The organism is Pseudocitrobacter sp. 73 (assembly GCF_008369545.1).
Taxonomy (GTDB): Bacteria; Pseudomonadota; Gammaproteobacteria; order Enterobacterales; family Enterobacteriaceae; genus Pseudocitrobacter; species Pseudocitrobacter vendiensis.
Window position 1 is genome coordinate 12,102 of record NZ_VTZO01000012.1, and the last position, 20,473, is coordinate 32,574.

Below are 20,473 nucleotides of genomic sequence, written 5' to 3' on the forward strand. Positions count from 1 at the left end.
ATAAACATAAACCGCAATAAAAAATAAAATCAGCATCTATGATTAATGCAAAAATAAAACGGTCAGTTATATATAAAAATAACCAAATTACCCACCCAATCTATCATCGACAATAATTTAAGAATTCCCTGAAGTCCTCTGCGTCTCCCTGCGCCAACCTCCCCCTTTATAAGCACAACTTTAGTAAAACATCGCCTTGATGATTCGGTTACAATGGACGTCTGTTCCACAAACATCAGGCAAATCATGACCGATTTAATCACTCGCCCACGCCGTCTGCGCCGCTCACCTGCGCTGCGGGCTATGTTTGAAGAGACAACACTGAGCTTAAACGACCTGGTGTTGCCGATTTTTGTTGAAGAAGAGATCAACGACTACAAGGCCATCGACGCCATGCCTGGCGTGATGCGCATCCCGGAGAAACATCTCGCCCGTGAAATCGAGCGTATCGCGAATGCGGGTATCCGCTCAGTAATGACCTTCGGCATCTCGCACCACACGGATGCTACCGGTAGCGATGCCTGGAAGGAAGACGGCCTGGTGGCGCGCATGTCGCGTATCTGTAAAGACGCCGTGCCGGAAATGATTGTCATGTCCGACACCTGCTTCTGCGAATACACCTCTCACGGCCACTGCGGCGTGCTGTGCGATCACGGCGTGGATAACGATGCCACCCTGCTGAACCTGGGTAAACAAGCCGTTGTCGCCGCGGCTGCGGGTGCTGACTTTATCGCACCGTCTGCGGCAATGGATGGTCAGGTTCAGGCCATTCGCCAGGCGCTGGATGCCGCAGGTTTTACCGATACCGCGATCATGTCCTACTCCACCAAGTTCGCCTCTTCGTTTTATGGCCCATTCCGCGAAGCGGCGGGTACGGCGCTGAAAGGCGACCGTAAAACCTATCAGATGAATCCGATGAACCGCCGTGAGGCAATACGAGAATCACTACTGGATGAAGCGCAAGGTGCGGATTGTCTGATGGTGAAACCGGCGGGTCCGTATCTGGACATTTTGCGCGATATCCGTGAACGCACTGAGTTGCCGATTGGCGCGTATCAGGTGAGCGGTGAGTACGCGATGATCAAATTCGCCGCGCAGGCGGGTGCGATTGATGAAGAGAAAGTGGTGCTGGAAAGCCTGGGCGCGATCAAGCGTGCAGGAGCGGATCTTATCTTTAGCTACTTTGCGCTGGATTTGGCAGAGAAGAAAATTCTGCGATAGCGGATGCTTTTTATCCCCCTCGCCCTAACCCTCTCCCTCAAGGGAGAGGGGACCGGTTTTCTCCCTCTCCCTGTGGGAGAGGGCCGGGGTGAGGGCATCAGCCCGCACATATCCCCCATCAAGCACGGTAAAACGGCTTATCCCCCAGAATCGTCGCACGGTGCATAATGCGTCGCTGCGGCAAATAATCGGCATTGGCATAGTGCTGCGTAACACGGTTATCCCAAATGGCCACATCGTTCGGCTGCCAGCGCCAGCGTACCTGAAACTCCGGTTTCGTGACGTGCGCAAACAAGAAGTTCAGCAGCGCCTCGCTCTCTTTCTCCGAGACATCGACAATTCGCGTCGTAAAACCTTCATTAACAAACAACGCCTGCTTACCGGTTACCGGATGCGTGCGCACCACCGGATGCAGCAGCGGGGGGTGTTTGGCCACTGCTTCCAGCCAGCGCTGATGTTCTTCTTCTGTTTTGCGATATTTGTATTCCTGGAATGATTTCTTGAAATCGTGCTCCGCCTGCAAGCCGCTTAACAGTTTACGGAACGGCTCAGAAAGCGCCTCCCACGCCGCAATGCCGCTGGTCCATAGCGTATCGCCCCCGGTGGAGGGTAGCTCTTTTGACGCCAGGATCGCGCCCGCAGGCGGCGTGTCGATAAACGTCACATCGGTGTGCCAGTTATCATTATCCGGTGGATTATTGTCATGCGTATCCAGAACGATAATTTCCTCTACGCCAGGCGCATGAGGATATACCGGGTGAATATGCAGATCGCCAAATCGCAATGCCAGGTCACGCTGTAGCTCAGGGGTAATCACCTGATTACGCAGGAAAATGACCTGATGGCGCAGCATCGCATGATAAAGCTGCTCAAACTGGTTATCGTTCAGCGGGCGAGTTAAATCCACGCCGCTAATTTCTGCACCAATATATGGCCCCAGCGGGGTAACAGTCAGACGTTCACTCATTGCACTTCTCCATGCCAGGGCGTCAGACGACGCTGCAATGCGCGCAGCCCCAGCTCTAAAACAAACGCGATAATCGCAATCACCGCAATGCCTGCCAGCACGACGTCGGTCGCTAAAAACTCACCAGCCGATTGCACCATAAAACCTAACCCCCGCGTCGCGGCGATCAGTTCAGCCGCGACCAGCGTCGACCAGCCTACGCCCAGGCCAATACGCAACCCGGTGAGGATTTCCGGCAGCGCACCAGGCAGAATCACATACCACAGCACCTGGCGACGGCTGGCACCCAGAGACTGCGCAGCCCGAATGCGTACCTGCTGCGCGCTCTTGACCCCTGCCAGCGCTGACATCGCAACGGGTGCGAAAATCGCCAGGTAGATCAGCAAGATCTTCGAAGTTTCCCCAATACCGAACCAGATAACCATCAACGGCAAATAAGCGAGCGGTGGCACCGGACGGTAAAGTTCAATGATCGGGTCCAGAATGCCGCGCACCGTGGCGTTCAGACCCATCGCGATCCCCACAGGAACCCCAATCAATACGGCTGCCAGCAGCGCGACCAGAATACGGGCCAGGCTCGCCGAAAGGTGCTGCCACAGCGTGGCATCCATAAAGCCCTGCGGCCCGGCAATGGCTATCAGTTTTTGCAGTACCTGCCCCGGCGGCGGCAGAAACAGCGGGCTGATAAGTTGCAGGGCAGCCACGCCCCACCACACCGTCAACAGCACCAGCAGCGTCGCCAGGCTTAGGGTTATCTGGCGGGAAAGCGGCCAGCGCCACTTCACCGTTTTCAGGCGCGGTTTATCATTAGCAACGACGCTCATGAGAAGGCCTCCCGTTGTTCAAATACGCGACTCAGTACGTACTCGCGCATGGCGATAAACTGCGGGTCAGATTTAATGCTGCGACAGGACTCCCCGGCGACATAACGACGCGCAAATTCCAGCGGCAGACGCTCCATCACCCTGCCCGGCCCCGGCGAAAGTAGCACCAGCTCGGTCGCCAAAAAGACCGCTTCTTCGATATCGTGCGTAATCAGCATGACCTGCTTGCCGGTGTCATTCCACAGCTTCAGCAGCAGTGTTTGCATCTGTTCACGGGTAAAGGCATCCAGCGCCCCGAACGGTTCATCCAGCAACAGCAGTTGCGGATTCGCGGCCAGCGCCCGGGCGATCCCCACTCGCTGGCGTTGTCCCCCCGAAAGCTGCCAGATAAAGCGTTTTCCCGCCCCTTCCAGCCCGACTTTCTTCAGCATTTCTCGGGCGATTTCCAGCCGCTGCGCCTTCGCCATTCCGTTCAGTTGAAGACCCAACGCGATGTTATCCTGCACGTTACGCCACGGCAGCAACCCTTCGTTCTGGAAAACCACCCCGCGCTCTGCACCCGGTCCTTCTACACGTTTTCCACCCAGCGTGATGCTGCCCTGCTGATACGGGACAAATCCGGCAATCAGGTTCAGCAGCGTGGTTTTGCCACATCCTGACGGGCCGAGCACCACCAGCAGTTCACCGCTGTCCAGTGTGAGGTTGATATCCTCCAGCGCCGGTTTGCCACCGTAATCGGCATAAAGATGAGAGAGTTGCAGCATCACAGGCTCCTTATTTCACAAAGCGATCGGTTACGTACTGGCTGTAATCCGTCGCCGCCGCAGGCACTTTACCCTGCGCTTTGAGGAACTCGGCGGTGTCGATAATCGCCTTATTAACCGGGCCGTTCAGCTCCTTCACCTGCTGGTCGGCGGTCAGATAGGTATTGCCCTTCACCAGCCCCGGAACATCGCTTTCCGGCACTCCGCTTAAGCGCGCCAGTTTGCTGATGTTATCCGGCTGTTTCAGCCAGGCTTCCGGGTTGTCGATATAGCCGCGCTGGGCATCAATGGCGCTTTTCGCGAAGGCGCGCACCACGTCAGGATGCTTCTCGGCGAAGTCTTTACGCACGACCCATACATCAAGCGTTGGCGACCCCCACTGGCCTACTTTTTCGGAATCGGTCAGCACCGTACCGTCTTTTTCCAGCTCGTTCACCGCAGGCGCCCAGACGTATGCGCCATCGATATCACCGCGCTGCCAGGCGGCAATAATCGCCGGTGGTTGAAGGTTAAGAATTTGTACCTGCCCAGGCTTAATGCCCCAGTGTTTCAGCGCAGCCAGCAGGCTGTAGTGAGTGGTGGAGATAAACGGCACGGCAATACGTTTACCGATTAAATCTTCTGGTTTGGTGATGTTTTTCTTCACCACCAGCGCTTCGGAATTACCGAGCTGCGAGGCGAGCAGGAACACTTCAATCGGCACCTGCTGACTGGCGGCCACCGCGAGCGGGCTGGAACCCAGGTTGCCAATCTGAACATCGCCAGAGGCCAGCGCGCGAACGATGCTCGCGCCGCTGTCGAACTTGCGCCAGTCTGGTTTTGCACCACTCAGTTTGCTGAAGGTGTCATCCGCCTGCGCGACTTTCGCCGGTTCGGCGGAAGTCTGGTATGCGATGGTAACGTCCACGGCCTGCGCCTGAAATGCGATCAGTGCTGCGGCGGCGAAGAGTGAAATACGCGATGAAATAGCCATTGTCTGCTCCCTCTGTGTCTTGTTATGGGAGCAGTATTTCCGGGCGCGGAATTTTGTTAAAGGAATTAAAACGTCTTGTTAATGCCTTTTCGTTTTTAGAAAAAAAGTGGGATTAGATAGATAAGATATGAGGAAGGAACATATCGGATGGCGGCGACGCCATCCGACAAGGGCTAACGAAGGCGTTTCAATGCCGCAATATCCGCAGGCGTCGTCCGGCAGCAACCGCCAATTAACCGCGCGCCCGCCGCCTGCCACTGCGGTAAATGGTGCGCCAAGGTATCGCACGCCTCGCCGTGGTGGTGCCAGGTTTTACTCACGGCATCGTAGTGCTCGCCAGAATTCGGATACACTACCAGCGGCAGCGGTGTCAGGCTATGCAGATGACATAGGGCGTCATTGGTATTTTCCAGCGCGATACAGTTAATGCCTACCGCAATCACCTGCGGGTAAGGGGCCAGCGTGGCGATCACGTCGTGCAGCGGCGTACCATCGCTGAGGTGCTGTGCATCGCGCAGGGTAAACGAGAACCAGGCGCGCGCCGTCGGGTATGCCGTGAGCAGTTCCGCCAGCGCCGAAATCTCCGCAAATGACGGCAGCGTTTCGCAGGCCAGCAAATCGGCCCCCGCCTCCAGCAACGTCTCTACACGGGGGCGATGGAATGCCTGAAATTCTTCCGCACTGCGCTGATAATCACCACGATATTCCGACCCATCAGCCAGATACGCGCCATACGGCCCAACCGAGCCGGCCACCAGCAATGTGCCCGCCTGCGAATTTTCCGTCTGATATAACTCTCGCGCTTCTTGCGCCAGCGCAACGCTGCGGGCAATCAACGCACGAGACTGCGCTTCATCCAGCCCACGCGCTGCAAAACCCGCAGGTGTTGCCTGATAGCTGGCAGTGATCGCCACCCGCGCCCCGGCGCGGAAATAGTCGAGATGCACATCGCGAATCAGCGTTGGATTTTCCATCAACACTTTCGCCGACCACAGGTTATCAGCCAGATTACAACCGCGCCCTTCCAGTTCGGTGGCCATCGCGCCATCCAGCAACACAAACGGCTCAGCGTCGAGAATGGCGGTTAATGGATTACTCTGCGACATGTGGGATCTCCTGAACAGGCTGACGGGAACGCGTTAAATAATAAGCACCATAACACAGTGCAACAAACGGCAAACCGCAATAGAGCGCGATGCGCTGGCTCGGGTCAAATGCCAGGCCCACGCAGGCAACCAGGCAAAGGATAAAGCCCAGCACCGGCACCAGCGGATACCACGGCGCGCGGTACTGCAGTTCGCTTAGCGCCCGGCCCTGCTGCAGATGTCTGCGACGGAAGACAAAGTGCGAGGCACAAATGCTGAGCCATACCGCCACGACGGCAAACCCGGAAATCGCCGACAGGGCGACAAATACCGTATCCGGCGCGATGATGCTGGAAAAGAGCGCCAGCACGCCGCCCAGCATACTGACCGAAAGCGCCACCAGCGGCGCGCCATTTTTGCTGACGCGAGAAAAACAGTGCGGCAACGTACGCTCATTCGAAAGCGACCACAACATGCGCCCGGACGCATAAAGCCCCGAGTTCGCTGCCGACAGAATCGCCGTCAGAATGACAAAATTAAAGATATCTGCCGCATACGGAATGCCCACTTTTTCGAAGACCAGCACAAACGGGCTTTTCTCTACGCCCGCCTGCTGCATGGGGATCAGCGCCGCCAGCACAAAAACGGTACCGATAAAGAAGATGATTAAGCGGGCGATGGTAGTGCGAATGGCTACCGGGATCACTTTGTGCGGGTTTTCCGTTTCCCCGGCGGCGATGCCGATAAGCTCAGTGCCAGAGAAGGCAAAGTTTACCGCCACCATGGTCATGAGGATGGGTAATCCACCGTGCGGGAACCAGCCTTCTGCGGTGAGATTATGCAGCCCAGGCGCGGGTGAACCGTCCTGCATTGGAATAAAACCGAAGATAGCCGCGCCGCCCAGGATAATAAAGGCAATGATGGTGATGACTTTAACCATCGAGAACCAGAATTCACCTTCCGCAAAAAAGCGCGTAGAGATAACGTTCAGGCCGTAAATCAGCACACAAAACACCAGACACCACACCCAGATGGGTACCTGCGGGAACCAGTACTGCATACAGAACCCGGCGGCAGTAAAGCTGGACCCCAGCGCCACCGTCCAGGTGAGCCAGTAAAGCCAGGCAACGGTATAACCGGTGGCCGGGCCGAGATAGCGTGAAGCGTAAACATGAAATGCGCCGGTTTCCGGCATTGCGACGGAGAGTTCGCCAAGGCACTGCATCACTAGCCAGACGACCAGCGCACCAATCAAATACGCCAGCAATGTACCCGCCGCGCCAGTGGTCGAGATGATATAGCCTGTGTTGAAAAATAGCCCTGTGCCAATAACGCCACCCAGCGACAGCATAATCAGGTGACGCGTTTTCATGGTGCGCTTGAGTTGCCCACCTTGTTGTTGTGTTGTTTGCATTATGACCTTCTAAACGTATGGACATCTAAACATCCAGATGAAGGTGTTGTTATACCGCGTATGTTGGGGAAATGCAAAATGGGGGAATGTGCGCGCTGATGCCCTCACCCCGGCCCTCTCCCACAGGGAGAGGGAGAAAACCGATGCAGAGCTTAGCAACTGTGCACAATCAGTCCCCTCTCCCTTGAGGGAGAGGGTTAGGGGGAGGGGGGAAAAGGCGCACTACTCGTCGAAGAACCAATATCCCTGATTAATCAAAGCCGTCAGCTCTTCAGCAAACACCGGGTTGGTTAACGCCTCACCCAGCTCAGCCTTGCCAAGCGTCGTGTAGCGGGAGAGCGCATCTGCCGCCGCCGCGTCGCTGACGTCCAGCGGTTCGCTGTTAACGAACACGCTGCCGCTCACGCTCAGCACACGCAGCCCGTTCAAACGCACCAGCGTTTCTCCGTCCATCAGCGCGTCTACCACTTCCTGCGGCTCGTAAGGCGGTTCTGCCGGGGCGATATCCAGCTCATGACGCGGAGTAGTCACAAAGCTACCAAACCACTGCTTAAAATCGTCCGGCTTGCTGATCATCTCGATCATCATTCCGCGCAGGCGCTCAAGTTCATACTCTTCAATGCGGCCAGCGTGCTCGCGAACGGTGAGATCCGGATCGCTGTAATGTTCGCTGCCCAGATCATTTTCCAGCGCGTAATCCGCGAAGCTGCTGATCAGATCGCGCCCGTTTGGCCCACGGAAGCCAACGGAATAGTTCAGCGCCGTTTCGTGGGTGAAACCGTCGTGCGGGAATCCTGGCGGAATATAGAGAATATCGCCCGGCTCCAGATCTTCATCGATGATCGGCTCAAACGGATCGACGTGCAGCAGCGCCGGATGCGGGCAGAACTGACGCATCGGCAATTTATCGCCCACGCGCCAGCGACGGCTGCCCATGCCCTGAATAATAAACACATCATACTGATCGATATGCGGGCCCACGCCGCCGCCCGGTACAGAGAAGGAGATCATTAAATCGTCCAGACGCCAGTCCGGCAGGACGCGGAACGGACGCACCAGCTCCGCTGATGGCGCGTGCCAGTGGTTCACAGCCTGCGCCAGCAGCGACCAGCCCGTCTCGCCTAAGCCATCGAAATGCTCAAACGGGCCATTGCTTGCCTGCCATTTTCCGTTGGCATGGCTTACCAGTCGGCTGTCGACTTCGGGTTCCATCGCCAGGCCAGCCAGTTCATCCGGGGTGATCGGATCAACAAAGTCAGCGAACGCTTTCTTCAGTACAACAGGTTTTTTCTGCCAGTATTTCTCAAGAAACTCCGGCCAGTTAAGGTTAAGTTGATAAGCCATTTTTTCATACCATCAGTGAGCAAACAGGCCTGATTATACGGAGCAGACGAACAGCGCTGCCTTGTCATGGGTCAATCGCGCGCGATATGCCTGATTGCGCGATTTATGATCCAGATTCATAAACTCTAGCGATTAACCCTGTCTAATCACATGAATCCCGTTGCGCTATGCTTCTTACCACAGCAAATTCCCCCTCAGGAGCGCAATCATGAACAAACGCATACTTGGCAAGTCAGGGCTGGAAGTCTCCGCCCTTGGTCTCGGCTGCATGGGGCTCAGCTTCGGCTATGGCCCGGCGACCGATCGTAAACAGGCGATTGAGCTGATTCGCGCCGCCGTCTCACGCGGCGTTACCTTCTTCGATACCGCAGAAGTTTACGGCCCGTATATTAATGAAGAAGTGGTGGGCGAAGCGTTGGCCCCGTTTCGCGACCAGGTGGTCATCGCCACCAAATTCGGCTTCACCTTTGGCGACGATAACAAACAGCAGATCCTCAACAGCCGCCCGGAACACATCCGCGTTGCCGTTGAAGGTTCGCTCAAACGGCTAAAAACCGATGTTATCGACCTGCTCTACCAGCACCGTGTTGACCCGGAAGTGCCGATTGAAGATGTCGCGGGCGTAGTGAAAGATTTGATTGCCGAAGGCAAAGTAAAACACTTTGGTTTGTCCGAAGCGGGTGTCGAGACGATTCGCCGCGCGCATGCGGTGCAGCACGTAGCCGCGCTGCAAAGTGAATATTCCATGTGGTGGCGCGAGCCGGAACAGGCGATTCTGCCGCTACTGGAAGAACTGGGGATTGGTTTTGTGCCGTTTAGCCCGTTGGGCAAAGGCTTTTTGACCGGCGCAATCACCGCCAATACCATCTTCGGCGATGACGATTTCCGCAGCAAAGTGCCGCGTTTTGCCACCGAGGCGCGTGAAGCTAACGAGCAGCTGGTGCGGCTTATCGGTGTGTTGTCCAAAGCGCAAAACGTGACGCCTGCACAAATCGCCCTCGCCTGGCTGCTGGCGCAAAAACCGTGGATCGTGCCGATTCCCGGCACCACCAAACTGCATCGTCTGGAGGAAAACCTGGGGGCTGCAGAAGTGGTCCTCGCACCAGACGATTTGCAAAAAATCACCCAGGCGCTGGAAACCGTGCGCATCGTGGGTGAGCGTTATCCGGCAGCCTTACAGGCGCGCGTGGGGAAATAAACCGCACGGCCCGGTCATGGCTGACCGGGCCACATACGCTACTCAGTCTTCCCGTGCGCCCACTCGCGCAAACGCTGGAACAGCACATACAGCGCAGGGATAAACACAATCCCCACCACCGTCGCCACCAGCATGCCGCTGAATACGGTAGTACCAATGATGCGGCGGCTTTGCGCTCCGGCCCCTGTCGCCAGCACCATCGGCGTGACGCCAATAATAAACGAGACGGCCGTCATCATCACGGCGCGGAAGCGGCGTGACGCGCCTTCGCGCGCGGCATCCACAATCGACATCCCTTCTTCCCGCCGCGTACGGGCAAACTCGACGATCAGAATGGCGTTTTTCGCCGCCAGGGCGATTAACAATACCAGACCAATCTGCACATAAACGTCGTTGGCGTACCCGGCAATCCACAACCAGGTGAGCGCACCACCGATAGCGACCAACACCGAGAGCATGACGCTTGCCGGCAGCGTCCAGCTTTCGTACTGGGCGACGAGGAACAGCCACGCCATCACCACCGCCGCCAGCACAATCCAGATGGCCTGATTTCCCGTCTGCTGCTCCTGATAGGAGATTCCGCTCCAGGCGTAGCTGTAACCTTCCGGCAGCGATTCTTCCAGAATCTGCGCCATCGCGGTCATGGCGGTGCTGCTGCTGACGCCCGCCGCTGCCGATCCGCTCACCGACACCGATGGAAACTGGTTGTACTGTTGCAGGAATGGCGCGCCGACGGTTGGCGTGATGGTCACGAGGTTGCTCAGGCGCACGCGATCGCCGCCAGTGCTGCGAACGTAGAGCTCGCTGATTTGCTCGGCGCGTTCACGCCACTGCATTTCGTTTTGCATCACCACGTGATACGAACGGTTGTTGATAGTGAAATCCCCGGCGCGAGTGCCACCGAAAGCCGTTTGCAGGCTATTAAAGATTTGCGAGACCGGAACATCCAGCTGCGCCGCGCGCTCGCGGTCAACGGTGAGCGTCAACTGCGGCACGTTGCTGCTCCATGTGGTGAAGACCCGGTTTAGTTGCGCATGCTGATTAGCTTTGCGCAGCACCTGCTGAGTCACTTTCTCCAGTTCATTCGGCGACTGTCCGGCCTGCGCCTGAATACGCAGGTCGAAACCGGATGCATTACCCAACCCCGGCAACGTGGCGGGGGCGAAGGTCATAATGGTCGCTTCCGGTAGCGCAAAAAGCTGCTGCTGAAGCGACGCCATCACCGCCTCCAGAGGCGCGCGCTCGTGCCACTCTTTCAGCATCACGGACATAAACCCGCCGCTCGATGCGGTGGTGCCGTTGAGAATATTAAAACCAGAAACCTGGATAACGTCGCTCACCGCCGGGTTCGCCGCGATAATTTGCCGTGCCTGCGCCATTACCGCCTCCGTGCGCTCAAGCGAAGCGGAATCCGGTAACTGCACGCTGGCAAAGAAGTAGCCCTGATCTTCCTGCGGCAGAAAACCTTTCGGCATGCTGCTGAAACAAAACGCAGTGACCGCCGCCGCAATGCCTATCGCCAGCAATGCCAGCAGCGGGCGCAGATTGAACAGCCCCACTAACCGAACATAAATGCGGCGTGTGGCTTCCAGCCCACAATTAAACCCACGAAATATCAGCGTCGGGCGCTCAGCGCGCGGACGAAGCAATAATGCGCACAGGGCGGGCGTGAGCGTCAGCGCCACCAGGCTCGACAACACCACCGCCGCCGACAGCGTGACGGCAAACTGACGATACAGCTCGCCGACGATCCCCGGCAGCAAGGCTACCGGCACAAATACCGCCAGCAATACCAGCGATGTGGCGATCACCGGCCCGGCGATTTGCTGCAACGCTTTCGCCGTGGCGTCGCGACGATTCATGCCTTCTGCCATAAGCGATTCGACGTTTTCGACGACCACAATGGCGTCGTCCACCACCATGGTCAGCGCCAGGATGATCGCAAATAAACTCAATGTATTGGCGGTATACCCCAGCAGATAAAGCACCGCAAAGGTCCCCACCAGCGAGACAGGGATCGCCAGCGCAACAATGAGTGTCGCCCGCCAGCTTTGCAGAAACAGCGAAACCACAACAACAACCGCCAGCAGCGTGAGCGCCAGCGACACCCCAATTTCTTTAATGGTCGCCGCGACAAAACGGGTGGTATCGAATTTCACTTCATAGGTTAAATCCGCCGGGAAACGCGCCCCCAGCCGTTCCAGCTCGGCACGCACATTTTCCGCCACGTTAAGCGCATTCGCCGAAGGCGTGGGGTAAATACCGAGATAGGCCGAATCGTGGCCATTCAGCTGCGCGCCTGCGTTATAGTTTCGCGCGCCCAGTTCGATGGTTGCTACATCTTCCAGCCGCACGCGCTGGCCGTTTTCACCAGTGCGCACAATGATATGGCGAAACGCCTCAACCTCATTCAGTCGCCCCAACCCTTTAATGGTCAAGGTCTGTTGCTGACCGTTAAAGACCGGCGGCGTACCAATTTGCCCGGCTGCGCCCTGCACGTTTTGTTCGCGCAGCGCCTGGGAAATATCATCGGTCGTAATATTCAGTGCATTCATGCGATCCGGACGCAGCCAGATACGCATGCTGTAATCCCTGGCGCCGAACATCTGCACTTGTCCAACACCCGGCAAACGCGCCAATGCTTCACGCACCTGCGTGCTGGCATAATTGCTGACAAACTCTGGCGAGTGGGATTGATTCGGCGAATATAAACTTACGCCCATCATCAGATTGGTGGCGCGCTTACGCACCTGGACGCCATTCTGCTGCGCCTCGGCGGGCAGTTGCGCCAGCGCCTGCGAGACACGGTTTTGCACGTCAATCGCGGCGAGATCGGGATCGGTTCCGGCGGCGAAGGTGATGCTAAGGCTATAGCTCCCCTCATCGGAACTGGTCGATTCCATATAAAGCATATGATCGACGCCATTTAGCTGGGTTTCCAGCGGCGTAGCAATCGCTTCGGCAACATCCGTTGCACTGGCACCTGGCCAGCTGGCGCTGACGTTAACCACCGGCGGCGTGATTTGCGGGTACTGCTCCACCGGAATAATCTTCAGGGCAATCGCGCCCAGCAGGGTAATGACCAGCGCAATCACCATCGCGAAGCGGGGGCGCTTAATAAAGAAAGTCAGCATGGCGGCTCCTTAATTCAGCACCTGGACCGCAGCACCGTTCTGCACGCGCTGCACACCCTCGACCACCACGCGCTCACCGGCTTTCACACCTTCCAGCACCTGATAAGCTTGTCCAATCTGCCCGGCTAATTTCAGCGGGCGTTTCTCGGCGGTATTCTCCTTTGAGATGACCCAGGTGTAGAACCCGTCGCCGTTCTGCATGACCGCCGCCGCCGGGAGCATTACAACCTGCTGCGCCTCCTGCGGACGCAGCCAGACGTTAATACTGCCGCCTGGCAGCAGGCGATGACGAGGATTGGCAAATTCCGCGCGTAGCGTGACGCTGGCGGTACGCGGGTCAATACGATTATCCACTGACGTCAGCACGCCGTCTTCGCGTGCATCGCCCACCTCAATCTGCGCCAGCCACGCTTTTTTCAGCGCGCCAACGTCCGCATGACGATCGACTTTACTGGCGAAGACCTGCTCTTCCAGCGCGAATGCGATGCGAATGGGGTCGAGCTGCACTACGTCAACCAGCGTACCGCTGGAAGGGCTCACCAGGCTGCCGACATGAAATTGTGTATGACCGATACGGCCATTCACCGGGGAGGTGATGCGCGTATAGCCCAACGTGACCTTCCGTGCCTCTACGCGTGCGCTGGCCTGTGCAACGGCGGCGCTGGCGACATCGCGCTGCATGCGAGCGTTATCCACATCGTTACGGCTAATGGCATCGCTGCTTTTCAGGCTTTGATAGCGGTTGAGCACTTGCTGAGCCTGACGTAACGTGGCTTGCGCGCTGTTCAGCTCCGCCTGCGCTAAGCGCAACGCCGCCTGATGTTCCGCGTCATCCAGTTCAAATAACAGGTCGCCCTGCTTCACATACTGGCCGTCATGGAAATGAATGGTGTGAATCGCGCCCTCAATGCGCGCGCGCAGCTCAACGGTATGAATCGCTTCGATACGGCCCGGTATCTGGCGCTCGGCGGCATGGCTGACGTTTTCAACGGTAGAAACGCGAACGGCAATGGCCGAGGCGAAAGCGGGGCTCAACGAGCAGGCAATCAGCACACAGCTGAATACGGCGTGGCGGATGGTTTTTGGCATAAATATCCCTTGTAGTCTTCCTTCAAATTCCGTGAAGGAAGTCGTCCATTTTTACTACAGGGATTGTTACAGAAGCGGGCTAAACCAGGTCTAAACAAGCGGACACGCGGGTTACGGCGCGGTACAGATCCGGGGATGATCGCTGGCAACCGCCATGCGCAACAACAAGCGATGGCCAATATCGTTCTGCCAGTTAAAACTGTTTTGCAGCACCACGATGGCGTTGCCGTGGCGTTTATCCAGGCCGATATAGCTGCTGTAACCACCTATAAAACCGGATTGATAGAGCAGGGTTTGCCCATAGGCGGAATAACCCAACCAGCCCAGGGCCGCGGCGTCATCATCGTTCTGGAAGCGGCGAAGGGTCATGGCATCAGCAAAAGCGAGATTCAACTGCGCATTACCCGTGCCGGAGAGATGTGCCTGCAAATAGCGCAACAGGTCATTGCCCGTTGACCACATGGATGCCGCGCCGACCATATCATGGCTGAAGCGCCACTCCGGCACCACTTCTCCACGGGCGACGAATTTTGGCTGGTCGCCCGCGTGACCACGCGCGCGCAGAATATAGCCGGGAAGTTTTTCCGGCACATAGCCGGTATGCATCATCTTTAGCGGGGTAAAAATCGACTGCTGTGCCATTTCGGGAATGGTTCGCGAGGCGTTGGTTTCCAGCGCGCTGTCTAAAATGGCGTAACCCAGGTTGGAATAATTTACCTGAACGTTATCCGGCGCGCGGAAGGTGCTGAGATAATCCTGATACTCACCGCGGTCCAGATCATCGTAAAAGGGTTCGCCGGTGAAAACATAGCGCACCAGTTTACCTAACATCGGTAAATTATAAGCCTGTCTTGGCAGGCCCGCCGTATGGCTGGCAAGCTGCTCGACCGTGATTTTTTGCGCGTCCGGACTCAGGTCTTTCTCAGATGGAAATAATTCGCGGAGCGTTGTATGCCATGCGAGCTTATTCTGTTGCACCTGTAATGCGGCAATTTCGGCGGTTACGCCTTTGGTAACCGACCCCACGGCAAAAAGCGTATCGCCGGTTACCGGCACGCGTTTATCTGAATCAGTAAAACCGTAGCTGAAGATCTGTGGCGGCTGATTGGGTGAAATCACACCAATCACCAGTGCGGTGGAACGCTGGCGGGCAAAATGGTCGCGGGCGAGGTGCGTTATCTGGCGGTCTAAGGGGGCATCGCAGATCGCGTGCAGTGACGTCGTCTTATTCAGCGTATCAACCGGATTACTGGATAGCGAGGAGTGGCAGCCCGTCAGGAACATTCCCATCAAAAGGGTTAACGATAATGGGGAAGTCTTTAGCAAAATCTCACTCTTTCCTGCGCTGCACACTTTTTCGACGCGCAATAATAATGGAATGACAGAGATAAAGACAGCAGGAAAAAGGCTAAAAGTATTTGCCAGATAGCATAATGCCATCCGGCAAATAACAGGCATAGAGGGTAGTAAAGCTTACGCCAGCGTAAAGGCTGGCGTATTCAGGCTAATCAGAACTGGTAAACAGCGCCGATACCAACCTGGTTATCCGTATTCAGACCCTGACGCTGAACATTGGCATTATCGCTGTCGAGCAGGTTGATTTTATAATCTGCGTAGACGGCCATGTTTTTGTTGAAGTAGTAGTTCGCACCCACTTCGATATATTTCACGATATCCATATCACCGGAACCATTATGGTCGCCGCGAGATTGCAGATATGCGAGGGACGGACGCAGACCGAAATCAAACTGATACTGAGCAACCAGTTCAATGTTTTTAGTTTTGTCGAACGCGATGGTATTGGAATCATACGAACCGCCGGTCATGTTACGGGTTTCCGCATAGGTTGCCGCCAGGTACAGGTTGTTCGCATCATATTTCAGACCACCCGCCCAGGCTTCTGCGTTCTCAGCCGTGTTTTGAGTACGTGTCTGCTGCTGGTCGGTACGCTTAGAACCGGAGTATGCTGCAGAAGCCGCGAAGCCTTCAGCGAATTCGTAGGACACGGAACCGCCCCAACCTTCGCCGTTCTGCTTCAGCACGTTATCGCGACCGTTGTTAGTTTCGCCGCTGCCACCGTTTTTGCCCTGGTACTGGATGGCAAAGTTCAGGCCGTCAACCAGGCCGAAGAAGCCGGTGTTACGGTAAGTCGCGAGGCCGTTCGCACGACCGGTCATGAAGCCGTCGGTCTGGGTGTAAGAATCACCGCCGAAGACCGGCAGCATATCGGTCCAGGCTTCTACGTCGTAGATAACGCCGTAGTTACGGCCGTAATCAAAGCTGCCGTATTCGCCCGCGTTCAGGCCGGCAAACGCCAGACGGGTTGCGGTGTCAGCGCCATCTTCCGTTTTGTTGCCCTGAATGTTGTATTCCCACTGGCCGTAACCGGTCAGTTGGTCATTGATTTGCGTTTCCCCTTTGAAACCGAAACGAACATAGGTGTTATCGCCATCAGCGCCCTTGTCGTCAGAGAAAATATGGCGAGCGTCAACTTTGCCATATAAATCGAGTTTATTACCGTCTTTGTTATAGATTTCTGCTGCGTGTGCTGCGCCTGCGGCCAGAATGGCAGGAATAACGACTGCGAGAATTTTTTTCATATTAAGCCACCATCATTATATTTAATTTTAAGAGTATGAAAGGTCCAAAAGTACTATTCATACGTGCTTCTTTGCGAAGCGATTTATACATTATTCAATTATTCACAAATGAATAGCTGACACATGTAACAAAATGTAAAAACCGGATCAAGTTGGCTTATTTGGCGTATGAATTCGAAATTAGACAATCCTGATAAAACATTTTATTAACGCAAAACGATCATGTAATAAAATAGTAAACAAACGATAAACACGAATATTTATAGAATATAATTTCGGGAGGTATTATCAGGTGGTAAATAAAAAACAGGGGAATTAATGGGGAATTGGGTGCGTTTGCGGGCATTCCCCCCTCACCCCGGCCCTCTCCCTCAGGGAGAGGGGGAAAACCGCGCATTCTTAACCATTGGCTCGATCAGTTCCCTCTCCCTGAGGGAGAGGGTTAGGGTGAGGGTATCCTCACCGCTCGCGTAGCGCTTCCTGCACTTTATTAAACGGTTTTATTAAATAATCGAGTACGGTTTTACTGCCGGTGCGGATATCTACCGTCGCGATCATGCCGGGAAAAATGGGGGATTTATGGCCGTTTTTATTCTCGACAAAGTTGTGATCAGTACGAATATAAACGCGGTAATAGTAAACATCGCGTTTCACATCATCCTGGATCGTATCAGGTGAAATCATGACCACCTCACCTTTTAAACCACCATAAATCGAGTAATCATACGCGGTAATTTTTACCAACGCTTTCTGACCGGGGTGGATAAATGCGACATCACGCGGTGAAATATGCGCTTCAATCAGCATCTGATCGTCAAGTGGCACCATACTCATTAATTTGCCATTCGGCGGGATAACGCCTCCGACAGTGGTCACTTCAATATCTTTCACAATACCGGTAACCGGCGCGGTAAATTCCAGACGATCGAGCGAATCCGTGCGCCCACGAATGACGGAGCGCTGGGCGGCAATTTCCTCTTCCGCTTTCGATAATTCCTCACGCGCGCGAACATAATATTGCGTATTCATTTCGGTGATACGGCTGTTGAGATCGTTTTTCTGCCGTTGCAGACGCAACACTTCCACATCACTGGCCGCCCCTTTGCGAATTAACGGTTGAGTCATCGCCAGCTCGCGATCGACCAGCACGATGCCATCCCGAAGCCCCTTTATGCCTTCTGTTAAACTGCTGCGACGCGATTCATACAGACGCGTCTCCTGTGCAATCAGCGAAGGATACTGCTGTAACTCTTCCGGGAACGTCAGTGCAGTATCGTTCACTTCCGCATTTAAACGCGCGGCGCGCGCCAGCGCAGCGTTGTAGCGAGATAAACTCTCCTGCACGCCAGATTCCGTCTTGGTGCGATCGAGCTGCGCCAGCACCTGCCCGCGCTCAACGATATCGCCCTCTTTCACGCTAAGTCGCGTTAAAATGCCGCCTTCCAGCGACTGAATGATCTGTTCGCGAGAGGAAGGCACCACGGTTCCGCTACCGGTTGTCACCTCGTCGAGTTCGAAAAACCAGGCCCAGACCACAAAGAGCCCCAGCAGTAAGGCCAGCGCCCAGGCGACAACAGTCGCACGCGGCAAAGGAGGTTCGTTAAAATGCCCATCATAGAGGTCTTCACGTCTCATATCGTCTCCTCCTTGCTGCTGTCAGCGGCTGAGCGATTCAGCGTGGCACGCCGGACGGGTTGCGCCTGTGTGGCTGCCTCAGCGGGACGCTGCTGTTTGAGAATGACATCGCGAGGGCCATCCATAACCACTTTGCCCTTGTCCAGCACGATAATGCGATCGACCAGATGGAGGATCGCCAGCCGATGGGTGGCGATCACCAGGGTGCGGCGCCCGATCCATTGCTCCAGATAACCAATCAACCGCTGTTCACTGATCTCATCCAGCCAGGCCGTTGGCTCATCCATCAATACAATGTTTGGCTGCGTAATCAGCATGCGCGCCAGAAGGAGAGCCTGACGCTGCCCACCCGAGAGGCCAAAACCACCTTCCAGTATCTGATAGTTAAGGCCGTTTTTTTGCTGGCGAACAAACTCCAGCGCCCCGCTCATCGTAAGCGCGCGGTGGATATCATCGTCGGAGGCCAGCGGCCTGCCCATCGTGATGTTTTCCCGTACCGAGCCGAAAAAGAGTCGCGCATTCTGGCTGAGAAACGCCATGTCACGCCGCACATCAGCAACGTCAAGCAACGGCAGGCTGATATCATCCAGTGAAACTGTTCCGGCCTGCGGGTCCTGCATTCCGGCGAGCAGTTGCAGCAGCGTACTTTTCCCTGAACCATTTCGTCCAAGAATCGCCACTTTTTCACCGGATTTTATCTCCAGCTTCGGTATCGTCAGGACGTTAACCTTCTCCTCTTCATCGTAGTAAAAACCGACGTTATCAAGCAGATAGTGGCCGCTCAGATTGGTACGATGCACGCGCTCGCGCGGCTCCGGCTGATCGACCGGGCGCTTCATCAACTCATCGAGACTTTTACGCGCCACTTTCGCCGCCTGCCAGCGCGACAATACACCGGAGATCTGCGCCAGCGGCGCAATCGTGCGCGAAGCCAGAATCGAGGTCCCCACCAGCGCACCGGTGGTCATATCACCACTCATCACCAGATAACAGCCCACCAGCAAGACCACCGCATAAACAATCGACTGCACCTCCTGTGTCCACGTCATTAGCAACCCCGTGAGCCAGCGTTGCTTCATGCTGATAGACGCAGCGACATCGTTACTGTTGTTCCACTGGTTCTGGAATCGACGCTCGGCGCGCAGCAGTTTGATATCTTCAATACCCTGCACCGCTTCAACCAGCGTGGCGTTGCGGATCGCACTTTCGCGCATGCCGTCGTTAGCCAGCCTCGATAGCGGCCTCTGGATCAACATGCCGGGGATAAGTAACAGCGGAATCGCGAGCAGCACCACAAACACCAGCGGGCCGCCAATCATCCACAGAATAAAGACGAACAGCAGGAAGAACGGGATGTCACTCACCGTACTGATGGTGGTGGAGGTGATCAGCTCACGCACGGATTCCAGTTCGCGCAACTGGGAAATAAACGTCCCGGTCGATTTGGAGCGGGCGTTATTTTTCAGACGCAGCGCACGGGCGAATACACGGTCAGAAATGCGTAAATCGGCGCGTTTTCCCACCACATCCGAGATATGCACGCGGATCATACGCATGGTAAATTCAAAAATGATGGCGAGCATCACGCCGCCAAACAGTACCCACAGCGTGGCTTCGGACTGAGAAGGCACGACGCGGTCATAGACCTGCATCGAAAAAATCATGCCGCTCAATGCCAGCAGGTTCGCCACCAGCGCCGCCAGCATAATATCGCTGTAGCGCCGCCAGTCTTTCAGCGCCAGTTGCCAGAACCAGTTTTTCTTATAGGGTTTGATGTACTCATCGACACGCACGTCAGGAATGGTGTCCTGCGGCCTCGCCACTGCCAGCGACGTCAGGCGGGAGGCCAGCTCATCGCGGTTGACCACCGTTTGCTGTTCACCGTCGCCGCTCATCAGCAGGATAAAATTGCCCTCGCCATCCATACGCGAGATTACTGCCACAGCCTCATTATCCAGTACAGCAATCAACGGCAATCGCCACGGATCGATAAGCGAGAGATCGGGCGGTGTGTAGCGTAATCCAAGCCCGAGTTGACGGGCGATGTCTTCCTGGATTTCGCGGGCGGAGTAGTTTGTGCCCTGGTTCACGGCAACCCGCACATTTTCCTCGGAAAAATCGAGGCGATAGTGCCGGGCGACGCTTAACAGCGCCAGCAGCCAGGGTTCGTGTTGGGTTCGGGTTCTCATGGTGTATCACTTCCTGTGGCAGCCTGGCGGGATGAG

15 protein-coding genes are annotated in these 20,473 nt (G+C 55.8%); 2 read left to right on the forward strand and 13 right to left on the reverse strand.

What is annotated here, in order from left to right:
- Positions 1-246 precede the first annotated feature (246 nt).
- The gene (gene hemB, locus F0Q32_RS13940; protein WP_015965655.1) at positions 247-1,221 is read left to right on the forward strand and encodes a porphobilinogen synthase; all 975 of its coding nucleotides are present in this window, start codon (positions 247-249) and stop codon (positions 1,219-1,221) included.
- Between the two features lie 118 nt (positions 1,222-1,339).
- Here hemB and tauD read toward each other — a convergent pair whose 3' ends face one another.
- The 7 genes from tauD to F0Q32_RS13975 all read right to left on the reverse strand — a co-directional run bounded on the left by tauD (position 1,340) and on the right by F0Q32_RS13975 (position 8,592).
- Entirely contained in the window at positions 1,340-2,188 is an 849-nt protein-coding gene (gene tauD / locus F0Q32_RS13945; RefSeq protein WP_149463546.1) for a taurine dioxygenase, read from the reverse strand.
- Complete coding sequence (tauC, locus tag F0Q32_RS13950; RefSeq protein ID WP_149463547.1) at positions 2,185-3,012, reverse strand: taurine ABC transporter permease TauC; 828 nt, start codon at positions 3,010-3,012, stop codon at positions 2,185-2,187. Before tauC ends, tauD begins: the two co-directional genes overlap by 4 nt.
- Positions 3,009-3,776 (reverse strand): taurine ABC transporter ATP-binding subunit, encoded by a 768-nt coding sequence (gene tauB / locus F0Q32_RS13955; RefSeq protein WP_149463548.1) that lies wholly within the window; start codon positions 3,774-3,776, stop codon positions 3,009-3,011. Before tauB ends, tauC begins: the two co-directional genes overlap by 4 nt.
- A 10-nt stretch (positions 3,777-3,786) precedes the next feature.
- Positions 3,787-4,749, reverse strand: coding sequence for a taurine ABC transporter substrate-binding protein (gene tauA / locus F0Q32_RS13960; protein WP_149463549.1), 963 nt, complete (start codon positions 4,747-4,749; stop codon positions 3,787-3,789).
- 173 nt (positions 4,750-4,922) lie between these two features.
- Entirely contained in the window at positions 4,923-5,855 is a 933-nt protein-coding gene (mmuM, locus tag F0Q32_RS13965; RefSeq protein ID WP_149463550.1) for a homocysteine S-methyltransferase, read from the reverse strand.
- Positions 5,842-7,248 carry an S-methylmethionine permease gene (gene mmuP, locus F0Q32_RS13970; protein ID WP_149463551.1) on the reverse strand — a complete coding sequence of 469 codons (1,407 nt, stop codon included), beginning with the start codon at positions 7,246-7,248 and terminating at the stop codon, positions 5,842-5,844. The genes mmuM and mmuP overlap by 14 nt, the downstream gene beginning before the upstream one ends.
- Before the next feature lie 222 nt (positions 7,249-7,470).
- Complete coding sequence (locus F0Q32_RS13975; protein ID WP_149463552.1) at positions 7,471-8,592, reverse strand: cupin domain-containing protein; 1,122 nt, start codon at positions 8,590-8,592, stop codon at positions 7,471-7,473.
- 208 nt (positions 8,593-8,800) lie between these two features.
- Between F0Q32_RS13975 and F0Q32_RS13980 the strand changes: the two genes are divergently transcribed.
- Positions 8,801-9,790, forward strand: coding sequence for an aldo/keto reductase (locus F0Q32_RS13980; RefSeq protein WP_149463553.1), 990 nt, complete (start codon positions 8,801-8,803; stop codon positions 9,788-9,790).
- A gap of 38 nt (positions 9,791-9,828) precedes the next feature.
- On the opposite strand, the gene F0Q32_RS13985 is transcribed toward F0Q32_RS13980, so the two are convergent.
- The 6 genes from F0Q32_RS13985 to F0Q32_RS14010 all read right to left on the reverse strand — a co-directional run bounded on the left by F0Q32_RS13985 (position 9,829) and on the right by F0Q32_RS14010 (position 20,437).
- Entirely contained in the window at positions 9,829-12,924 is a 3,096-nt protein-coding gene (locus tag F0Q32_RS13985; RefSeq protein ID WP_149463554.1) for an efflux RND transporter permease subunit, read from the reverse strand.
- Between the two features lie 9 nt (positions 12,925-12,933).
- Positions 12,934-14,013: an efflux RND transporter periplasmic adaptor subunit gene (locus F0Q32_RS13990; protein WP_149463555.1), complete on the reverse strand. Its 1,080-nt coding sequence runs from the start codon at positions 14,011-14,013 to the stop codon at positions 12,934-12,936.
- A gap of 111 nt (positions 14,014-14,124) precedes the next feature.
- Positions 14,125-15,339, reverse strand: a complete 1,215-nt coding sequence (locus F0Q32_RS13995) for a serine hydrolase (protein WP_255475348.1) — start codon at positions 15,337-15,339, stop codon at positions 14,125-14,127.
- Between the two features lie 182 nt (positions 15,340-15,521).
- Positions 15,522-16,613: a porin OmpC gene (gene ompC, locus F0Q32_RS14000; RefSeq protein ID WP_149463557.1), complete on the reverse strand. Its 1,092-nt coding sequence runs from the start codon at positions 16,611-16,613 to the stop codon at positions 15,522-15,524.
- Between the two features lie 459 nt (positions 16,614-17,072).
- Positions 17,073-18,248 (reverse strand): HlyD family efflux transporter periplasmic adaptor subunit, encoded by a 1,176-nt coding sequence (locus F0Q32_RS14005; RefSeq protein WP_149463558.1) that lies wholly within the window; start codon positions 18,246-18,248, stop codon positions 17,073-17,075.
- Positions 18,245-20,437: a type I secretion system permease/ATPase gene (locus F0Q32_RS14010; protein WP_149463559.1), complete on the reverse strand. Its 2,193-nt coding sequence runs from the start codon at positions 20,435-20,437 to the stop codon at positions 18,245-18,247. Before F0Q32_RS14010 ends, F0Q32_RS14005 begins: the two co-directional genes overlap by 4 nt.
- Positions 20,438-20,473: the final 36 nt, after the last annotated feature.